This is a genomic window from Holdemania sp. (genome assembly GCF_986127675.1).
The window spans coordinates 50,838-69,167 of sequence record NZ_CFQZWI010000004.1 but is presented as its reverse complement, the minus strand read 5'-3'; the positions used below and the strand labels follow the sequence as shown (position 1 = coordinate 69,167).

The 18,330-nt window shown below is 51.7% G+C and carries 20 protein-coding genes; 2 read left to right on the top strand and 18 right to left on the bottom strand.

What is annotated here, in order from left to right; translation table 11 throughout:
* Positions 1–106 precede the first annotated feature (106 nt).
* Positions 107–1,297: an MFS transporter gene (locus AC5OW4_RS01595; protein WP_072685402.1), complete on the bottom strand. Its 1,191-nt coding sequence runs from the start codon at positions 1,295–1,297 to the stop codon at positions 107–109.
* A 76-nt stretch (positions 1,298–1,373) separates the two neighbouring features.
* Between AC5OW4_RS01595 and AC5OW4_RS01590 the strand changes: the two genes are divergently transcribed.
* Positions 1,374–1,733, top strand: a complete 360-nt coding sequence (locus tag AC5OW4_RS01590; protein WP_295769145.1) for a MerR family transcriptional regulator — start codon at positions 1,374–1,376, stop codon at positions 1,731–1,733.
* 38 nt (positions 1,734–1,771) lie between these two features.
* Here AC5OW4_RS01590 and AC5OW4_RS01585 read toward each other — a convergent pair whose 3' ends face one another.
* The 16 genes from AC5OW4_RS01585 to AC5OW4_RS01510 form a co-directional block, all read right to left on the bottom strand.
* Complete coding sequence (locus AC5OW4_RS01585; RefSeq protein WP_159432822.1) at positions 1,772–1,948, bottom strand: FeoB-associated Cys-rich membrane protein; 177 nt, start codon at positions 1,946–1,948, stop codon at positions 1,772–1,774.
* A gap of 84 nt (positions 1,949–2,032) precedes the next feature.
* On the bottom strand, positions 2,033–2,329 hold the full coding sequence (locus AC5OW4_RS01580) for a FeoB-associated Cys-rich membrane protein (RefSeq protein ID WP_195397571.1): 297 nt from the start codon (positions 2,327–2,329) through the stop codon (positions 2,033–2,035).
* Between the two features lie 28 nt (positions 2,330–2,357).
* Positions 2,358–4,529 (bottom strand): ferrous iron transport protein B, encoded by a 2,172-nt coding sequence (feoB, locus tag AC5OW4_RS01575; protein WP_195397572.1) that lies wholly within the window; start codon positions 4,527–4,529, stop codon positions 2,358–2,360.
* Between the two features lie 66 nt (positions 4,530–4,595).
* The gene (locus tag AC5OW4_RS01570) at positions 4,596–4,817 is read right to left on the bottom strand and encodes a FeoA family protein (protein WP_195397573.1); all 222 of its coding nucleotides are present in this window, start codon (positions 4,815–4,817) and stop codon (positions 4,596–4,598) included.
* A 13-nt stretch (positions 4,818–4,830) separates the two neighbouring features.
* Entirely contained in the window at positions 4,831–5,040 is a 210-nt protein-coding gene (locus tag AC5OW4_RS01565) for a FeoA family protein (RefSeq protein ID WP_195397574.1), read from the bottom strand.
* A gap of 267 nt (positions 5,041–5,307) precedes the next feature.
* Entirely contained in the window at positions 5,308–5,973 is a 666-nt protein-coding gene (locus AC5OW4_RS01560; protein WP_072685396.1) for an HAD family hydrolase, read from the bottom strand.
* Positions 5,957–6,718: a DUF975 family protein gene (locus tag AC5OW4_RS01555; RefSeq protein ID WP_072685395.1), complete on the bottom strand. Its 762-nt coding sequence runs from the start codon at positions 6,716–6,718 to the stop codon at positions 5,957–5,959. The genes AC5OW4_RS01560 and AC5OW4_RS01555 overlap by 17 nt, the downstream gene beginning before the upstream one ends.
* A 130-nt stretch (positions 6,719–6,848) precedes the next feature.
* Positions 6,849–7,670: a twin-arginine translocase subunit TatC gene (gene tatC / locus AC5OW4_RS01550; RefSeq protein ID WP_195397575.1), complete on the bottom strand. Its 822-nt coding sequence runs from the start codon at positions 7,668–7,670 to the stop codon at positions 6,849–6,851.
* Between the two features lie 5 nt (positions 7,671–7,675).
* The gene (gene tatA, locus AC5OW4_RS01545; RefSeq protein WP_195397576.1) at positions 7,676–7,849 is read right to left on the bottom strand and encodes a twin-arginine translocase TatA/TatE family subunit; all 174 of its coding nucleotides are present in this window, start codon (positions 7,847–7,849) and stop codon (positions 7,676–7,678) included.
* A gap of 29 nt (positions 7,850–7,878) precedes the next feature.
* A complete protein-coding gene (locus tag AC5OW4_RS01540; protein ID WP_493676571.1) occupies positions 7,879–8,370 on the bottom strand; it encodes a Sec-independent protein translocase subunit TatA/TatB in 492 nt (163 codons plus the stop codon).
* Between the two features lie 100 nt (positions 8,371–8,470).
* Entirely contained in the window at positions 8,471–9,796 is a 1,326-nt protein-coding gene (locus AC5OW4_RS01535; protein ID WP_072685391.1) for a helix-turn-helix transcriptional regulator, read from the bottom strand.
* A 102-nt stretch (positions 9,797–9,898) separates the two neighbouring features.
* Positions 9,899–11,083, bottom strand: a complete 1,185-nt coding sequence (tuf, locus tag AC5OW4_RS01530) for an elongation factor Tu (RefSeq protein WP_072685390.1) — start codon at positions 11,081–11,083, stop codon at positions 9,899–9,901.
* Between the two features lie 78 nt (positions 11,084–11,161).
* Positions 11,162–13,240, bottom strand: a complete 2,079-nt coding sequence (gene fusA / locus AC5OW4_RS01525; protein ID WP_072685389.1) for an elongation factor G — start codon at positions 13,238–13,240, stop codon at positions 11,162–11,164.
* A 39-nt stretch (positions 13,241–13,279) separates the two neighbouring features.
* Positions 13,280–13,750, bottom strand: coding sequence for a 30S ribosomal protein S7 (rpsG, locus tag AC5OW4_RS01520; RefSeq protein ID WP_006058545.1), 471 nt, complete (start codon positions 13,748–13,750; stop codon positions 13,280–13,282).
* 14 nt (positions 13,751–13,764) lie between these two features.
* Positions 13,765–14,184 carry a 30S ribosomal protein S12 gene (rpsL, locus tag AC5OW4_RS01515; protein ID WP_039864122.1) on the bottom strand — a complete coding sequence of 140 codons (420 nt, stop codon included), beginning with the start codon at positions 14,182–14,184 and terminating at the stop codon, positions 13,765–13,767.
* Between the two features lie 515 nt (positions 14,185–14,699).
* The gene (locus AC5OW4_RS01510) at positions 14,700–15,722 is read right to left on the bottom strand and encodes a MerR family transcriptional regulator (protein WP_195397579.1); all 1,023 of its coding nucleotides are present in this window, start codon (positions 15,720–15,722) and stop codon (positions 14,700–14,702) included.
* Between the two features lie 216 nt (positions 15,723–15,938).
* Between AC5OW4_RS01510 and AC5OW4_RS01505 the strand changes: the two genes are divergently transcribed.
* Positions 15,939–17,387 (top strand): FAD-dependent oxidoreductase, encoded by a 1,449-nt coding sequence (locus AC5OW4_RS01505; protein ID WP_072685387.1) that lies wholly within the window; start codon positions 15,939–15,941, stop codon positions 17,385–17,387.
* A gap of 301 nt (positions 17,388–17,688) precedes the next feature.
* Here AC5OW4_RS01505 and AC5OW4_RS01500 read toward each other — a convergent pair whose 3' ends face one another.
* The gene (locus AC5OW4_RS01500; RefSeq protein WP_072685386.1) at positions 17,689–18,087 is read right to left on the bottom strand and encodes a metal-dependent transcriptional regulator; all 399 of its coding nucleotides are present in this window, start codon (positions 18,085–18,087) and stop codon (positions 17,689–17,691) included.
* Positions 18,088–18,330 lie beyond the last annotated feature (243 nt).

Sequence of the window (18,330 nt, the reverse complement as noted above, 5' to 3'; positions counted from 1 at the left end):
CTTTCCGGTTCTGTTCTTTTCTGTTCTTCCTTTATATAAAGGAAAGCTGCAGCGCTTCTGATTTTTATCTTCAAACGTTACAGCTTTTTTATGATCTTATTCTATTTCAAGACGGCCGCTTCGCGCTGCGCCAGTACGCCAGCGCCGCAGCAGCCGACAGTGCGAACGCTCCGGCGCTCAGCACAAACGGAAACAACATATTCAGGTCGTAGACGATCCCCGCAGCCAGTGAGCCGAGCACATTGCCCATCGACTTGATCGCGTTGAACAGACCGGTGATGATGCCGACTTCGCTGTTTTTTCGCCCCTCCACGGATAAAGCCTGCGTGATCGGCTGATAAACGGCATTAGCGGTAAAGAATATCAGGTTCATCGCAATGAACAGCGTCAGATTGCCCGGAATCAGTGCTCCCGCTGCACTCAGCGCGCACAGCGCCAGCACGGCGATCAGTGATTTCTTCACCTCAGTGCGGCGGATGATCCACAGATTGATGGAGAAATTTGCGATCAGGCCGATAAGACCGATGACCGCTTTGATTAATCCATTATAAACCGGTTTAAAATCCAGCTCGGCCTTCAAGAAATAGTTAAACGCATTTTCATGGCAGTTGCTGGCGAAGCCGGTCAGAAAGACGACAGTCAGAAACAGGATCATGACGGTGCTCATCAGACTGCGGGCGCTGGCAAAGGAGTTGAACGGATTGACGGTTTTCAGCAGCACGCGCGGACGAACAGTCTGCGGATCCACAATCGAATCTTCGACAAAGAACATTGCGCCCACGCCCAGCACGATCATCCAGACCGCCTGAACGTTGAACGCCAGCTGGAAGTGAATCGTTCCCAGAACGCCGCCCAGCAGATAGCCCACCGCCAGCGAAGCGGACTGCATCGCCGTATAGACCGCCAGATTGGAAGCCTGTTTTGCAGGCTCACTGACGTCGATCACATATGCCATCGTCGCCACGATCGCGCCGCCGGAAAAAGCCCCGGCCGCCCCGCGTGAGATCAGCACCATCAGCTCACTCGATGAGAAGCCCAGACTCAGCTGCGCCAGCCCATAACAGACGCAGGAGATCGTAAAGACCTTCACGCGGCCGAGATGATTGCTGAACTCGCCCCAGAATACAGACGTTAGAAATGAAAAGAAGCACATCACCGCCATCGACGTTCCGAAAATCCGCGACGGCAGTCCCATCGCCGTATATAAGGTCGGCGTCACCGGATGATGGAAATTCATGCCGATTCCCAACAAGACCGTGATCACCAGCATTCTGAACACTGATTTCTTTTTTGTCATGCTTGCATCCCCCTTATGACTTCTCTATAATACAAGTTAAACCCAGGTTGAAGTCAAGCCGAAAAGGAGAAATGGTATGGATTATTCGATCAAAGAAATTTCTGAGCGGCTCCGCATCCCCGCTTCCACGCTGCGGTATTATGAAAAGCGCGGGTTAATCGGTCCGCTGCGGCGCGGCGCGGGCCAGGTCCGCATCTTTACCGAAGACGATCTCCGGCTGCTGCAGATCATCCAGTGCTTAAAACGAACCGGCATGCCGGTCGAAGAAATCCGCGAGTTCGTCGGGCTGATCCGTCAGGGCGATGCGACGTTGGAACAGCGAACTGCCTTATTTGAGCGTCACCAAGCCCAGATTGAGCATCAGATTGAAGCGCTGCAGGAAAATCTGGCGGTGTTAAAACGCAAGATGAGGTTGTTCAACACACCGAAAAAATAAACGAATCCCGTTTGTCACAGGCGACAGACGGGATTTTCTTATTGATCGCAACGCGGGTGATCCTTGCGGTAATCGCACAATGCCGATTTCATCCGGCAGCTGCCCGCTTGATAGCTGGCGCAGGCCGCACAGCCCCGGTTCTTTTTGGAGCGCAGCCGGATCAGGCAGTAGGCCGTCCAGCCTCCGATGATCAATATTACAAGCAACGTCGCCATTGTTCATCCCCGCCTTTCTTTTTTTTATTATATCAGGATTTTAACAGGGCATGAATGGAAATGACCGGAAGGTTGGACGCTGAGCTATCGTTTTCCAATTTCGCAGCCGTGCTCTGACGCTGAATCGCCGCCGGAAAATGAGCCAGGGTATTGCGGTGATTGCCCCGAAGGATGATCGTGCCGGTAAGCGCTGAGCAGCGGGTTCTGCGGCCCTTCACTGTGACAGATTCCCGTCATGCCGCAGCCCGCGCAGCCGCCTGCGCAGGCGGAGCCTTCTTGACGATGTTGCCGCCGCAGACTGCGGATCGCCAACAGGCAGGCGTCGATCACGATCAACAATACAACGCCTTCGCCAAAATAACTTTGAATAGCAGCGAGCATTCGTTCTCCTTTCCGCCGATTCCGGCTTTTAAATTTTTGTGGTTTCCTTCAGATCGACTTCCAGTGTCCGACTTTCTTTATATGGCCGGATTAACAGATAAACTAAAGCCGCAAGCAGGACAATCGCGATCCCAGTAAACACGGTAAACGGCGTTTCGCCTGTGATCAGGCCGCCGATCTGGTAGACGATCATGGCGGCGGCGTAAGCAAAACCACACATGTAGCCAATCGCCCCAAGCGTCCATTTCGGATTGTTCATCTCCCGTTTGATCGCACCCATCGCCGCGAAGCATGGCGCGCACAACAGGTTGAAAATCATGAAGCTGTACGCCGAGAGGGCTGTGAAATCCGCCGCGATCAGCGTCCAAATCTCATTGCCCGCTTCGCTCAGTTCCCCGCTGTAATGGTAAAGGACACCGAAGGTATTGACAACTTCTTCCTTGGCGATCAGGCCGGTTACCGTTGCCACTGTTGCTTTCCACGCCATATCGCCGATCCAGCCCAGCGGATAGAAAATCCAGGATACCGCATTGCCGATCAGCGCCAGCAGCGAGCTGTTGTTATCTTCAACCGCCTGGAAGACGCCGTCCACAAAGCCGTAGCCCTGTAAGAACCACAAGACAATCGAGCTTAACAGAATGATCGTGCCGGCCCGCTTGATAAACGACCAGCCGCGTTCCCACGTTCCCCGCAGCACATTGGATGCCGAGGGTATATGGTAGGCCGGCAGTTCCATGACAAACGGCGCCGGATCACCCGCAAACATCTTAAACTTCTTCAGGATAATCCCGCTCACAATCACCGCGGCCACACCGATGAAATACGCTGATGCCGCAACTGCGGCGGAATTGTTGAACAGCGCCCCGGCAAACAGACCGATGATCGGCATTTTCGCACCGCAGGGAATGAAACCGGTTGTCATGATCGTCATTTTCCGGTCGCGATCCTGTTCGATCGTCCGCGAAGCCATAATTCCCGGCACGCCGCAGCCGGTCGCCACCAACATCGGGATAAAACTCTTGCCGCTTAAACCGAACCGGCGGAAGATCCGGTCCATAATGAACGCGATTCGCGCCATGTAGCCGATATCTTCAAGAATGCAAAGCAGGAAGAACAACACGAGCATCTGCGGCACGAAGCCCAAGACCGCGCCGACCCCCGCGACAATTCCGTCCTGAATCAGACTGGCGAGCCAGCCGCCGACGCCCATCATCTGTAAGAAAGCGTCGACTGTGCCCGGCACCCACTCACCGAACAACACGTCGTTGGCCCAGTCTGTGCCCAGCGTGCCGATCGAGATTGACCAGCCGCCCATCGAAATCGCGTAGACCAGCGCCATGACGAGAATGAAAATCGGCAGCGCCAGCCAGCGGTTGGTCACGATCGTGTCGATTTTATCAGAAACCGACATCCGGGATTGATTTTTCTTTGTATAACATGTACGAATGATCGAACTGATATCATTATATCGTTCGTTAGTGATGATGCTTTCCGCGTCGTCATCCAGCTCGTCTTCCGCTTTTTGAATCAGCGCTTCGACATCTGGGACGCCGCTTATCATCGCCGCAATTTTATCGTCGCGCTCAAACAGCTTGATCGCGTAGAAACGCCGCATCGCCGAAGGGACTTCTGCGGGCAGCTGGGAGAGGATCGCGTCGAGCACCTGTTCCACTTTCGGACTAAAGCGATGCACTGGCGGCAAGACTTGCCCTTGCTTCGCCAATTTGACGGCCAGCGCTGCGGCTTCCTGAATACCTGTTTGTTTCAGCGCCGAAATCGTGACGACTTCGCATCCCAGTGCCCTGGCGAGCAGCTGCGTGTTGATCTGATCGCCGTTCTTGTTGACGACGTCGATCATATTGATGGCAACGACGACCGGAATGCCCAGCTCCAGCAGCTGTGTGGTTAAGTACAGATTGCGTTCCAGATTCGTGCCGTCGACAATGTTCAGAATCGCTTCCGGACGTTCGTGAATCAGATAATTCCGGGCGACGACTTCTTCCAGCGTATATGGGGAAAGGGAATAAATCCCCGGAAGATCGGTGATCGTGACTTCCTTTCGATCCTTCAGCCTGCCTTCCTTCTTTTCGACCGTGACGCCCGGCCAGTTGCCCACAAATTGATTGGAACCCGTCAGAGCGTTGAAAAGTGTTGTTTTTCCGCTGTTCGGATTGCCGGCCAGCGCAATTTTAACTGCCATGTTCTATCCCTCCTAAAAATTAGCTTAAGCTAACTATATACCCCAAAAAGACAGGCCCCCCGGCCTTTAATCCACTTCGATCATCTGGGCGTCGACTTTGCGCAGCGATAATTCATAACCGCGGACGTTGATCTCCACCGGATCGCCCAGCGGCGCAACCTTGCGCACATAGACTTCGACACCCTTCGTAATGCCCATGTCCATGATTCGGCGCTTAACCGCGCCTTCGCCATGAAGCTTCTTGACGGAAACGGTGTCTCCGACCCGGATATCCTTTAACGTTTTCATTCTATCCCTCCTTTTATATCATGATCTTATTGGCCATTTCCTTACTGATGGCCACACGGCACCCCTTCACCTTGACGATGACGTTGCCCTGGTTCTGCGAAACGAGCATGACCTCGCTGCCTTCGGTAAAACCGAGTGAATTTAAGAAACGCCGAACTTCTTCCTTCCCGCCGATTCGTTTTACAGCGTTGATCTGTCCAGCCTGTGCGAATGTTAACGGCATCAACCTCCCCCCTCCTTGAAGTAAAAAGATCAGTTTAATTAGCTTTAGCTAACTTACAGGTTATATGTTATCTTAGACTAACAATTATGTCAATCTTTTTTTGAAGGATTTTCCTTTTTTCTGAGCATTCAGCTTGACAAATGCTTTTTACTTCATGGCCTGAGCTGTGGTTTTGCTCTTTAGCTTTCCCAAAAAAGAAAAAGGCCAGGTTCCAGCCTTGATTCCTGTATTCCGAATCCGCTTTCCCCCGCCTGTTTTATTCATCTCCTACAACAGATCGAGCAATTCCTCAATCCGGTAAATCCGCGGCAAATCCGCCTGACACTGCTGTCCCGGATTCGCAAAAATCCAGATCGGCTGCATGCCTGCCCGGTAAGCCCCGATAATGTCGGTGAAGAACGTATCGCCGACAAACGCGATTTCTTCCGGCGGCAGCTCCAGCTGGCGCGCGCCTTCCAAAAAGATTTCCACATCCGGTTTGTGCGCTTTGAATTCTCCGGAAATGACGATCACTTCAAACAGATCCGCCAGGCCGCACAATTCCAGCTTACGCCGCTGCATCCGTGAATTCCCGTTGGTCACAATCCCAACCTTATATTTTTTCTTCAGCTGTTCCACCACGGAACGAGCCTGCGGAAAAACTACCGTATAATCGCCGAAGGTTTCATACCAGTCCTTGCACAATGCGTCGACCTGTTCCTGGCTTAAGCCGTATTCCTTTGCCAGCATCGAGTACATGTGGATTTTCTCGATCGAGCCATATTCGTCCCAGGTCAGCAGCTTCTGAACGACGTTTTCCCGCTCCACCGGCTCTTCCCGCAGCTGCGGAAACAGTGCGTCGACCAACTTCCTGATCTTGGCGTCCGCCGCCGCCTGCCGGTCGATCAGCGTATTATCCAAATCAAACAAAATTCCTTTAATCCCAGTCCTCATGCGTTCCTCCATAATATTGATTTCTGACTTCCAAATAGCACTCTGCATCCGTCTGATTGACGTATGGACGAATGAAATAAGTGCCGATATTGAATGTCACCGCCCCTAATAAATACCATAAAAAGAAGGAAAGATCCAGCACAAACAAATCCAGTTTGATTCCCTGCGTCATTTCCTGGGAAAGCGCCAGAATCTGCTGCGGATCAAGATCCGGTTCATCCTCAGTCAAATACGGCACAAACCGATAGCTGTATGATTTCACAATCCCCGGAATGACGAACAACAGTGAATACAAAGATACGATCAGATCCCGCCAGAATCCGGTCAGCGCTACCCGTTTCAATTCTTCCCATTGATTGAAGCAGCGAAACACATCGTTGGCGTTTTCCTCATCCGTGGACGCTTTTTTCATATAATTCATCAAACCGAAGCTCAGCGGATTCAGTACGATCAGCCGGATCAGCACCGCAACTGCCGCCGACAACAGCGTATACATCAAAACCAGCGGACCAAACAGCCCCATTAAGGAACTCAATCCAACAAACGTCTTGCCAAACAGCGTGATCGTCATGGCATCCAGCCATTGCGTCGTCGGCCCGCTGAAGTTGAAGTTGATCGAAAAGATCTTGAAATTTCCAACGCCATTCCCCAGCCAGTACAAAAACAAACACGCCACAAACAGTTTTAAATACTTTCGGCTCAATACCGCCTTGGCCCGGCTTTTTAATTCTGCGCGTACAAACATAATAATCTCCCCCATTCCAATTTCATTTTACACGAAGACTGTGAAAAATCCCAGAAAGAAAGCAGACAACTGTTCAATAGAGAACAAAAAAAGATCAGGATCGCTCCTGACCTGGTTTGAGAATCCATGCTTATGACTGTTTCGGCTCATCCTTAGCCTTTGCTTTTTCCTCTTCTTCGTCTTCCTCTTCGTCCTCATTGCCGGCAATTTTGCGTTTGCGGAAAACCCGGCACAGCCAGATGCTCAGCTGATACAGCAGCAGCATCGGCAGGGCGATCATGATCTGCGAGACAACGTCCGGCGGCGTAATGATCGCGGCGACAATGAAGATCACAACGATTACCACCGAGCGGCCTTTGACCATCCATTCCGGCCGCATCAGCCCCAGCTGAGTCAGAATTACCGTCGCAACCGGCATTTCAAACACCGTGCCGAAGGTGATAAAGATCGTCATGATGAAGCTGAGATAACTTTCAATCGAAATCGACGCGATGATCGACGCCGACGCGTTGACATGAATGAAGAAATACAACATAAACGGCAGCGCGATCTTATACGCGAACCCCGCGCCGAGAATGAAGAAAAACAAACCGGCTACCATCGCGAAGAAGAACACGAAGTTTTCCTTCCGTTCCAGCCCCGGACGGATAAACGCCCAGATTTCATACAGAATCACCGGTGAACCGAGGCAGATGGCGCCGATCAGCGCGACCTTGATATACTGCATGAACAGCGCCTGCGGCGAAAGGTAAACGAACTGATAGCCCAGCTCGGTCCCCTGTTGGGTCAACAGGTTGACAATCGGCCCCGCGTAGTTGAAACAGATCAGTAAGCCAGCGAACAGAACTGCGATCACAACCAGGATCCGGTTGCGCAGTTCTTTCAGATGACCGGTCAGCGACATGACCGCTTCATCATTCTCTTGTTCCTGTTTCTGTTTATGCTTCGCCATACTGCTTATTCTTCGTCGTCAGACTTGTCGGAATCCTTATTATCGGACATGCCTTCCTTGAAGTTCTTGATCGTCTTGCCAAACATCTTGCTTAACTTCGGCAGCTGCTTTGGTCCGAAGACGATGATGACGATGACTAAGATGACTAATAATTCCGTAGTTCCCAATTTTCCAAGCATAATTTTTCCCTCCTGATTTTATTGATCAATTACGCGTTATGCGAGCGGCGGCCTGCGGTTTTCGCTGCTGGGCGCTGACGGCGCGGTGCTTTGCGGCCCGTATATGCCTCCGCTAACGTCGGCTTTTCTTCAGCCGAAACTTCCAGCTGCGTTTCCGCTTCTGTCTTTGCTTTTGCAGCGGCGGTTTCCGTCACTTCCGCTTCGATGACCTCCGGCTTGGCCTCTTCCTTCTTCGCCGGCTTGCCAATCGTCTTGAATGACTTCGTCACATCGTCGATCGACTTGTTGACGTCTTCCTTCAGCGACACGATCGGTTCGATCGCTTCCTTTAACGGCGCGCTCGCTTCATCGAGCGGTTCGACGATATTCTCGCGGATGTCCTTGGACAGATCGCCCGTCACTTTCTTGACTTCTTTCAGCGACGCCCCCAGCTTTTTAGCATAGATCGGAAGCTTCTCCGGTCCTAAGACCACCAGCGCGATCACACAGATCACAATGATCTCGGCAATTCCTATCTTCATACCCCGTTTCTCCTTTGTGAGATTATTATAACAAGTCGCCTGAGATTTGTATAGCGTATATTTATATTTTTATCATTTTATTTTTTGATATATTGACCATTCACGCAAGAACACAGACCGCCTTGCAGGCAGGCAGTTTCTTTTGCAGCCAGCTGCAGAGTTTTTCCGCATGATCCAGTTCCTGAGCCGAGCGGCAGATCAGTTCAAATTTCCAGTTTTTCGTAACCCGGGTTCCCAGACGGGCATAGACCTGAGCGATCAATTCCTCAAATTCCTGCCGATCCTGCAGGTCAAGCAGACAGTCCATCCGCAGCTGCAGCGTGACCGGCAGCTGGCGCTGGCGCACGATGTTCATCAGCAGATCGAAGCCATACCACGTCAAAACCCGCTGCTGAGCGAGCATCAGCACATTATCAGGATGATACAGATCGAGATTCAGCTCCAATGTTGACGATTTCATTGCCGGACACTCGCGCAGCCACAGATACTGCTGATACAGACGGGTATCCGTCTTCACATAGTCCAGCTGACATTGCTGCGCCGCGACATAACGCAGTCCTTCTTCCACAGGCAGAACCACTTCATCCGGACAGCGCCCCTGCGTCCACTGACTTTTCCACTGACTTGGCGTCATCTGAAACTCCTGCTGGAAATTGCGGTAAAAATACTTGGAATCGGAAAAGCCGCACGCCTTGCAGATACCGGCGTTGCTTTCCGGTGTAAACAACAGCTGCCGCTCCGCCTCCCGCAGCCGGCAGCGGCTGACGCACTCCAGAAACGTCATATGTTCATTCTGTTTCCACAGCTGGGCAAAATAGCTCTTCTGCATTTTCTCCGCATCCGCAGCCTGCTGCAGCGTCAGCTTCGCTTGCAGATGCGTTACAATATAATCAATGATCCGGTAATACCGCACGAATTTATCTTCACTGACCGCCCGGAACTGCCGGTTAACTTCGTTCTGCACATTATATTCCATAACCAGCGTCAGGCCCAGCTTTTCTTCCATCAGCGGCCGCTGAGCCACTTTTTCTTCCTGATTGAACAACGCGTAGGTTTCCAGGATATCCTTCAGAAAAATACAATCGCGGTAAACCAGCGATACCTCGCGGGTTTGATCGGGATCGACTAACGAATCCACCAGCTGAAGACGCTCGGCATAGGGATAGCTGACCTGCGGCAGCAGCGCCGTTTCAATCTCCACACACAATGCCGTGCAGCCTTCGCGCGATGTCATGGCCCACACTTCCCCGGCATTGACAAAAAAAACATCCCCGGCGTTCATTTCACTCAGCCGGCTGAACCGCTTCACCTGGGCCTGACCCTCCAGAAGGGCGACAACACTCAAAGCGGAGTCGGAATAACGCAGCGCCGTCTGATGAAAGCGCAGAACTTGAGAGGTAATGTAATCATGTCGGAATGGTTTCATGCGATTTTCTCCTGTTTTTTATTATAGCATTCCCCCTGTCCAAACGCAAAAAAGAGATCCGCAGAGGATCTCTTTTCAGAATTTTTTAACGATGACCGAAACTTATTTAATGATTTCGATAACGTTTCCGGAACCGACGGTACGGCCGCCTTCACGGATAGAGAACTTTGTTCCCTGTTCAACAGCGATCGGAGCGATCAGTTCAACCGTCATTTCAACGTTGTCGCCCGGCATGCACATTTCAACGCCTTCCGGCAGTTTGATAACGCCTGTAACGTCCGTTGTACGGAAGTAGAACTGAGGACGGTAGTTGGAAACGAACGGTGTATGACGTCCGCCTTCTTCCTTCGTCAGAACGTAAACCTGAGCCTTGAATTCCGTGTGCGGATGAACGCTTCCCGGCTTCGCCAGGACCTGTCCACGCTGTACTTCATCACGGTTAACGCCACGCAGCAGCGCACCGATGTTATCGCCTGCTTCAGCGTAGTCCAGCAGTTTACGGAACATTTCGATACCGGTAACAACGGTCTTCTTGGAATCATGGATACCGACGATTTCAACTTCTTCGCCCAGCTTCAAGATACCACGTTCAACACGGCCTGTCGCAACAGTACCACGGCCTGTGATGGTGAAGACGTCTTCGACAGCCATCAGGAACGGCTTGTCAGCGTCACGTGCCGGAGTCGGGATGTAGCTGTCAACAGCATCCATCAGTTCGTCGATCTTGCCTTCCCAAGCCGGATCGCCTTCCAGAGCCTTTAATGCGGAACCGCGGATAACCGGAGCGTTTTCGCCGTCAAAGCCATATTCGCTCAGCAGTTCGCGAACTTCCATTTCAACCAGGTCGATCAGTTCTTCATCGTCGACCATGTCGCACTTGTTCAGGAATACAACGATTGCAGGAACGCCTACCTGGCGAGCCAGCAGGATGTGTTCACGTGTCTGAGGCATCGGTCCGTCAGTTGCCGCAACAACCAGGATCGCGCCGTCCATCTGAGCTGCACCAGTGATCATGTTCTTGATGTAGTCAGCGTGGCCCGGGCAGTCAACGTGAGCGTAGTGGCGAGTAGCCGTCTGGTATTCAACGTGAGCTGTGTTGATTGTAATACCGCGCTGCTTCTCTTCCGGTGCACCGTCGATCTGGTCGTAAGCTTTCGCTTCCGCCATACCGTTCTTTGCCAGGTGGTTTGTAATAGCGGCTGTCAGTGTAGTTTTACCATGGTCAACGTGACCGATGGTACCGATATTGACATGCTCTTTAGATCTGTCAAATTTTGCTTTTGCCATTTTGCAAATTCCTCCTAATTTTCCATTCAATTAGCCAAGTCTATTTTAAGATAAACGTCCGAAGAAATCAAGGTCAGATTACTCAGCGGAAGCGTTTTTCTTGGCGATTTTTTCAGCAATGCTCTTCGGAACTTCTGAATAGTGGTCCATCTGCATTACATAGTTGCCGCGGCCCTGGGTAAACGAACGCAGATCCGTGGAATAACCGAACATTTCAGACAGCGGTACGAAAGCGCGGACAACGATTGCGTTGGCACGTTCTTCCTGATCGCGGATCTGACCGCGGCGCTTGGTGATGTCGCCCATCACGCTGCCGAGGTATTCGTTTGGCGCTGTGACTTCAACCGACATGATCGGTTCCAGCAGCACCGGCTTACATTTCTTAGCCGCTTCTTTCAAGGCCATCGAAGCCGCAATCTTAAACGCCATTTCAGACGAGTCGACTTCATGGTAGGAACCGTCGAACAGCGTAGCCTTGATATCGACAACCGGATAGCCTGCGACTAAACCGTTGTTCAGCGCTGCCTCCAGGCCTTCCTGAGTCGGCTTGATGTATTCGCGCGGAACGGTGCCGCCGACAACAGCGTCGATAAATTCGAAGCCCTTGCCTTCTTCGTTGGGTTCAAATTTGATCCAGACGTGGCCATACTGACCGCGACCGCCGGACTGACGGACAAACTTGCCTTCGCACTCGGCCGCCTGGCGAATCGTTTCACGATAAGCAACCTGCGGCGCGCCGACGTTGCATTCAACCTTAAATTCACGGCGCATCCGATCGACGATGATGTCCAGATGCAATTCGCCCATACCGGCGATGATCGTCTGGCCTGTTTCTTCATCCGTGTACGTCTTGAACGTCGGGTCTTCTTCCGCCAGCTTCGCTAACGCCAGGCCCATCTTATCGGAGTCCGCTTTGGTCTTCGGCTCAACGGACATCTGGATAACCGGTTCCGGGAAGACCATCGATTCAAGGATGATCGGGGCTTTTTCATCGCACAGCGTATCGCCGGTCGTCGTGGCCTTTAAGCCGACCGCCGCCGCAATATCACCGGCGAAGACTTCCGTGATTTCCGCACGGTGATTCGCGTGCATCTGAACGATACGGCCGAAACGTTCGCGCGTATCCTTCGTCGCATTCAGGACGTAAGAGCCTGCCGTTGCCGTTCCGGAGTAAACGCGGAAGTAAGTCAGACGGCCGACAAACGGGTCGGTCATGACCTTGAACGCCAGCGCCGCAAACGGTTCGCTGTCGTTGGCATGACGGGCTTCCTGCGTGCCGTCTTCCAGGTGACCCTGGATGGACGGGATATCCAGCGGGGACGGCAGGTAGTCGATAACAGCATCCAGCATCAGCTGTACGCCTTTGTTCTTATAAGCGGAACCGCACAGAACCGGGAAGAATTCCGACGAGCAGACGCCCTTACGGATCGCCGCTTTGATTTCAGGAATCGTTGGCTCTTCGCCTTCCAATACCTTCATCATCAGTTCATCATCGTAATCGGCTGCTTTTTCGATCAGCTCCGCCCGCAGCTGCTGCGCCTGTTCCAGCATATCCGCCGGGATTTCCTTGACTTCCATCTTGGTTCCCAGATCGTCAGCGTAGAAGATCGCATTCATTTCCAGCAGGTCGATGATGCCGCGGAATGTGTTTTCCGCGCCGATCGGCAGCTGGATCGCCGCCGCTTTCGCGCCTAAGCGATCGCCGATGCTGCGCACCGACATCATGAAGTCTGCGCCGGTCGCATCCATTTTATTACAGAAAACGATCCGCGGAACTTTATAGGTCGACGCCTGACGCCAGACAGTTTCCGTCTGCGGCTCAACGCCGGCTTTGGCATCCAGAACGGTAACCGCGCCGTCTAAGACACGCAGGGAACGTTCAACTTCAACCGTGAAGTCGACGTGACCCGGAGTATCAATGATATTGATGCGGTGGCCTTTCCAGGAAGCGGTTGTGGCCGCAGAAGTGATCGTGATGCCACGTTCCTGTTCCTGCGCCATCCAGTCCATCTGAGAGGCGCCGTCATGGGTTTCTCCCAGTTTATGAGTTTTTCCGGTGTAATAAAGGATACGTTCCGTTGTGGTGGTCTTGCCAGCATCAATGTGAGCCATGATTCCGATATTACGGGTATTTTCTAGCGAAAATTCACGAGCCATAAATTTCTCCTTTCGTAACTCTGCAGATTCTGCAGCCGCTTACCAGCGGTAATGAGCGAAAGCCTTGTTGGCTTCGGCCATCTTGTGGGTATCTTCCTTCTTCTTGACGGAAGCCCCGGTGCCGTTGGCCGCATCCATGATTTCCGCAGCCAGACGCTGTTCCATGGTTTTTTCATGGCGCAGACGGCTGTAATTAACCAGCCAGCGCAGACCCAGCGTCAGTCTTCTTTCAGAAGAAACTTCGATTGGGACCTGGTAGTTGGCGCCGCCGACACGGCGAACCTTCAGTTCCAGCAGCGGCATGATGTTGGACAGAGCCTGTTCAAAGACTTCCATCGGCTGACGTCCGGTCTTCGCTTCGACGATATCGAAAGCGTTGTACAGGATATCCTGAGCGACGTTCTTCTTGCCATCCAGCATCAGCTTGTTGATTAAGCGAGTGACCAGTTTCGAATTGTAAATTGGATCGACCAATACATCTCTCTTCGCAATATAACCTTTTCTTGGCATGTGTTATTCCCTCCTTATTTCTTAGCTTTCGGCTTCTTTGCCCCGTACAGAGAACGGCTCTGATTCCGGTTGGCAACGCCGGCGCAGTCCAGAGTTCCGCGGATGATGTGGTAACGGACACCTGGGAGGTCCTTAACACGGCCGCCGCGGATCAGAACAACACTGTGCTCCTGCAGGTTGTGACCGATTCCTGGGATATAAGCTGTAACTTCCATTCCGTTGCTCAGACGAACACGCGCGTATTTACGCAGCGCCGAGTTCGGCTTTTTCGGTGTCATGGTACCGACACGGGTGCAGACGCCTCTCTTCTGTGGAGATGCGATGGTGGTGGCCTGACGCTGCAGGCTGTTGTAACCTCTGTTTAAAGCCGGGGACTTCGATTTCCAAACCTTGTTCTCACGGCCCTTGCGGACTAACTGATTAATCGTTGGCATGGTTTTTCTCCTTTCGATCTTTTCAAGCACACACTTCCAAGCGTGCCATTCCTTGGCATAAATATAAGTTTCCACGCAGGAAACCCTTATTCGTAGCTAAGCGAGGTTAATTCTAGCGGATATTCAATGAATTGTCAACGAGAAAAGAACAACCTTTTTAGAAATTTCGCATTTCTTTTCCGGTTTCCCGCGCAATCCACTGTTTCAGGCGTTGCATTTTGCGGTTTTCTTCGTTTTCCAGCTCTTTTTGTATACCCTGAATCCCCTCTTTTATACTTTGATAGACACGAATTCCAGAAGATTCCCAATTATTTCCCAGTCTTTAACCCCCCCCCAGAGCCTCAAACATTTCTTTGTTTGCGTTGTTCTGCGTTCGTTGTTTTCCTTGCCGGTCTAAGCGATTGAAAGTTATTATTCCAATCGTTCTTTTTGCTTATCAAAAATCGCTGCGCCGCGGTCTTCGGCCAAGACGAGGTTACTCTTTCGCATACTTTTCCCATCGCAAAGCAAACTGCTTAATATAGCGAAGGCTTCAGCCACTCCCGCAGCTGTTCGACCGGGCAGGAAGAAAACAGGCTGCAGCTGAAGGTATAGACCAGAAACAAATCGGAGTCCAGACCTTGCCCTATTTGAAATTTTCCATGCAGCGTTGTCGTCAGGCGTTCGATTAACGGCAGCGACTTCGGATTTTTCCGGACATTTTCCAGAATCGTTTCCAACCGCTGCATGCACAGCGTGAAACGATCGCTGAACTCCATCATCAATCCCAGCAGCGCGCTTTGATAAAATTCCAGAGTCGGACGCAGAATCAGCTCATACAGCAGCAGCCAGACCGCCTGCAGATGTTCGTCTTCACTTAAAAGCTGACACTGGTTTAACAGCTCTGCTTCAAAGGGTTCCAGCGAATCCCCCTGCGACAGCCGCAGAAACAACGCGTACTGTGCTTCTGTCGACCGCTGAATCTGCTGCGCGCTCAGATGATAAATCAACTGCTGCAGGACGGTCAGATTTTCTTTAAACTGCACCTTCAGTTCAGAAGAAATCCGATCCCACAAAAATTGCCGGTAGGGATCAACCTCGATATCCAGAAACGGCGCTAATAATAAAATTGCGATCATCCGCGCGTCGGAAACCACCCCCAGCGAATCCGCCAGGCGATTTTTGGGCAGCTCGTCAAAGTGCTGACGCGGCAGTTTCAAAAGAAGCTCCGGCGTCGCGTTGCAGGGAATGCTCTCCAGAAGATAACGGATCACTTCCAGCTGGGCCGCCATTTCATTGATTTTCTGCTTTTGTTGATAAACATGGCGATGCAGGAAAAAATTTAACGAAATGGGATACCGGAACGCTTCATGGATCACTTCGATCGGCAGTCCCAGCCGGCGCAGCCGCTGAATAATCTTGAGCGTTTTCAGATCAACTTCACTTAAATCATAATAACCATTTTCATTTTTGGCCGGACAGACCAGTCCTTCCTGAATGTAAAAATGCACTGCCTTGCGGCTTAATCCCGTTTTCTTGCAGGCTTCATGAACGCGCATGAAAAATCACCTCAGTCAAAGCATACCCGTACAGGACAGTTTTTTCAAGGAAGAATGTGAAAATAATAATTAAATGTTCAGAAATGAGGACAAGTTGCGGAAATAAGCGAAAAAAAGACAGTAAAAATCCGGCTTGACTGTCCCGGTGACGGATGTTGTATTCTAAAAATCAGAAAGAAAGACTCATCATAACATGAGTTAAAAGAGGAAAAAGAAATGCGAATGAAGAAGTTCTTCCTGCCCCTTCTGGCAGCGCTCCTGTTCGCAGGATGCAGCGCAGCGCCAGAAGCGCAGACCCCAACTGTAAAATTTGATGCGGAAGTCGACTACCTGATCATCGGCGGCGGCGCGGCAGGCATTGCCAGCGCGGTTGAAGCTGCGGATCAGGGCGTTGAAAACATCATGATCGTTGAAAAAACCGGAATGCTGGGCGGCGCGGCCGTTTACTCCGGCGGAATCTTCGGCGGCGTGGAAACGGAAGTCACCAAAGCGCTGGATCTGCACGTGAATGTTGAGGATGTGATTGCGGAGCAGCAGCGGGAAAAGCACTACATTCTGGATGAAGAATTAACCCGGCTAACGATTGAAAGCGCCGGCAAAACGATCGACTGGATGATCAATACGCTGGGCGTTCCGTTTCAGCCGGAGGTCATCGTTAAAGACGGTTACGGTACGTTCCCGACCATCCATCTGGTCGAAGGCGAAGGTTCCGGCTTGCGCGAACCGTTTGAAAAAGCTGTTGCGGATCGTTCCATCGACGTGCGGCTGAATACGGAAGCCAAAGCCTTAATCATGGAGGAAGGCCGTGTCATCGGCGCGGAATGTGTGAACGAAAACGGCGAAACAATCCGGATTAAAGCCAGGGCGACGCTCATGGCTACCGGCGGATACAGCGCCAACGGGGATTTGATGGCTGCCGTGGCCGAGCAGAACCGCTATTTTCAGACGTCGAATTTAGCTTATCAGACCGGCGATGGTCTGGTGATGGCTGCTGCGGTGGGCGCAGGCGTTCAGAATCTTGATCAGATTCAGGTCTATCTGCGCGAGGTTGAAAACCGTACGAGCCAGTTCCCATATATGTTTACGATCTTTGTCGGTCAGGATGGCCGCCGCTTTATGGATGAGAAAAGAACGGCGCAGACCTGGAATCAGGAAATCAAAGATGACGTCGTTGATCTGTATGGAAGAACCGGCGTCGATTATTTCTGGAGTCTTGCCGACGAAGCATCGCTGGAAATGATGCAGATCGCAGACGCGGCTAAGGATCATGAAGGCGTCGTCGTTGCGGATACGCTGGATGAGCTGGCGCAGAAAACCGGAATCGACGCGGAAACGTTAAAAGCCACCGTTGATCGCTGGAACTCCTTTGCGGCAAAGATGGAAGATGAAGATTATGGCCGCACCGCGCAGTTCTGGTTCCCGATCTCAACGGGCCCGTACTATGCGTTAAAGACGACGTTCTTCTCCAGCGTTTGTCATGGCGGGATCACGAAAAACAGCAGCGCTCAGGTTACGCGGATTGACGGCAGCGTCATTGACGGCTTGTATGCCGCGGGTGAAGTGACCACCGTGACCAATTCCAACGGTTATACCATTTCCAACGCGATCACGTTTGGAAGAATCGCGGCTCAGCATGTCGCTTCTTCAATCCAGGAAGTGAAATAAGCTTCCCTGCACCGCTGTTCTATAAGAATCAGCGAAACAGACGCATCGCAATCTCAGTGATTGCGGATGTTTCATCGAAAAACGTCGTTCTATTATCAGAAACGACGTTTTTTGTTTTTACCTTCAACGATCCAAAACAAAAGGACCGCAGAAAAGGATCGGACACATGCCTGCTCTGTCATCGGCAATGTTCGCGCAATCCCGGCTGAATTTGACCTCCCGAATGTTTTGCGGCGGCCTTTTTGCGGCGACCGATCTTGCGCGGCACCATCAGAAAAGCGGCCTTCGCCGCTTTCGTGAATTACTTGTTTTTCTGTGCGTTGCGTTCCAGCGCCTCAGTCAGGAAGATCCGCAGTTTGTCCATGGTTTCATCGCTGACACAATGTTCCATATGACAGGCATCTTCCTCCGCTGTCGGTTCGTCGACTTCCAGCACTTCCGTCAGAAATCGTTTAAACAAAATGTGCCGGCTGTAAACTTTTTCGGCATATTGGCGGCCGGATTCGGTCAGGTGGATCGTACCGTAAATTTCCTGATGAATGTAGCCGGCATCCTTCAGGACGCCCATCGCCTTATTGACGCTGGGCTTGCTGACGTGAAGCATGGCGGCGATGTCGCTCATTCTGACGCTCGGGTTGCGCTGTTCCAGAATCAATATGCTTTCCAGATAATTCTCTGATGATTCATTAATTCGTTCCATAATGATCCTGCCCTCGCTTTCTGCTTTTTATTATAACAAATCCTTTGAATCAGAACAACTAAACCGCTTTCTTTCTTCGCAAATTCCAAGCTTGAATCCCAAACTGAACCGGCAGCCCCAGCCTTTGCTCGCGCGGGTACAGCGTCGGCCAGACGGACAGGTTAAACTGCGTCCGGCGGTCTCAGATCCTGAACCCCCCACAATATCAGCTGTAAGCAGCCCGCAGTGCATTCTGCGTCGTGC

Bases quoted from the DNA above. Each gene is read 5' to 3' on its own strand.
- AC5OW4_RS01595 (WP_072685402.1), bottom strand. From the start codon at position 1,297: ATGACAAAAAAGAAATCAGTGTTCAGAATGCTGGTGATCACGGTCTTG.
- AC5OW4_RS01590 (WP_295769145.1), top strand. From the start codon at position 1,374: ATGGATTATTCGATCAAAGAAATTTCTGAGCGGCTCCGCATCCCCGCT.
- AC5OW4_RS01585 (WP_159432822.1), bottom strand. From the start codon at position 1,948: ATGGCGACGTTGCTTGTAATATTGATCATCGGAGGCTGGACGGCCTAC.
- AC5OW4_RS01580 (WP_195397571.1), bottom strand. From the start codon at position 2,329: ATGCTCGCTGCTATTCAAAGTTATTTTGGCGAAGGCGTTGTATTGTTG.
- feoB (WP_195397572.1), bottom strand. From the start codon at position 4,529: ATGGCAGTTAAAATTGCGCTGGCCGGCAATCCGAACAGCGGAAAAACA.
- AC5OW4_RS01570 (WP_195397573.1), bottom strand. From the start codon at position 4,817: ATGAAAACGTTAAAGGATATCCGGGTCGGAGACACCGTTTCCGTCAAG.
- AC5OW4_RS01565 (WP_195397574.1), bottom strand. From the start codon at position 5,040: ATGCCGTTAACATTCGCACAGGCTGGACAGATCAACGCTGTAAAACGA.
- AC5OW4_RS01560 (WP_072685396.1), bottom strand. From the start codon at position 5,973: ATGAGGACTGGGATTAAAGGAATTTTGTTTGATTTGGATAATACGCTG.
- AC5OW4_RS01555 (WP_072685395.1), bottom strand. From the start codon at position 6,718: ATGTTTGTACGCGCAGAATTAAAAAGCCGGGCCAAGGCGGTATTGAGC.
- tatC (WP_195397575.1), bottom strand. From the start codon at position 7,670: ATGGCGAAGCATAAACAGAAACAGGAACAAGAGAATGATGAAGCGGTC.
- tatA (WP_195397576.1), bottom strand. From the start codon at position 7,849: ATGCTTGGAAAATTGGGAACTACGGAATTATTAGTCATCTTAGTCATC.
- AC5OW4_RS01540 (WP_493676571.1), bottom strand. From the start codon at position 8,370: ATGAAGATAGGAATTGCCGAGATCATTGTGATCTGTGTGATCGCGCTG.
- AC5OW4_RS01535 (WP_072685391.1), bottom strand. From the start codon at position 9,796: ATGAAACCATTCCGACATGATTACATTACCTCTCAAGTTCTGCGCTTT.
- tuf (WP_072685390.1), bottom strand. From the start codon at position 11,083: ATGGCAAAAGCAAAATTTGACAGATCTAAAGAGCATGTCAATATCGGT.
- fusA (WP_072685389.1), bottom strand. From the start codon at position 13,240: ATGGCTCGTGAATTTTCGCTAGAAAATACCCGTAATATCGGAATCATG.
- rpsG (WP_006058545.1), bottom strand. From the start codon at position 13,750: ATGCCAAGAAAAGGTTATATTGCGAAGAGAGATGTATTGGTCGATCCA.
- rpsL (WP_039864122.1), bottom strand. From the start codon at position 14,184: ATGCCAACGATTAATCAGTTAGTCCGCAAGGGCCGTGAGAACAAGGTT.
- AC5OW4_RS01510 (WP_195397579.1), bottom strand. From the start codon at position 15,722: ATGCGCGTTCATGAAGCCTGCAAGAAAACGGGATTAAGCCGCAAGGCA.
- AC5OW4_RS01505 (WP_072685387.1), top strand. From the start codon at position 15,939: ATGCGAATGAAGAAGTTCTTCCTGCCCCTTCTGGCAGCGCTCCTGTTC.
- AC5OW4_RS01500 (WP_072685386.1), bottom strand. From the start codon at position 18,087: ATGGAACGAATTAATGAATCATCAGAGAATTATCTGGAAAGCATATTG.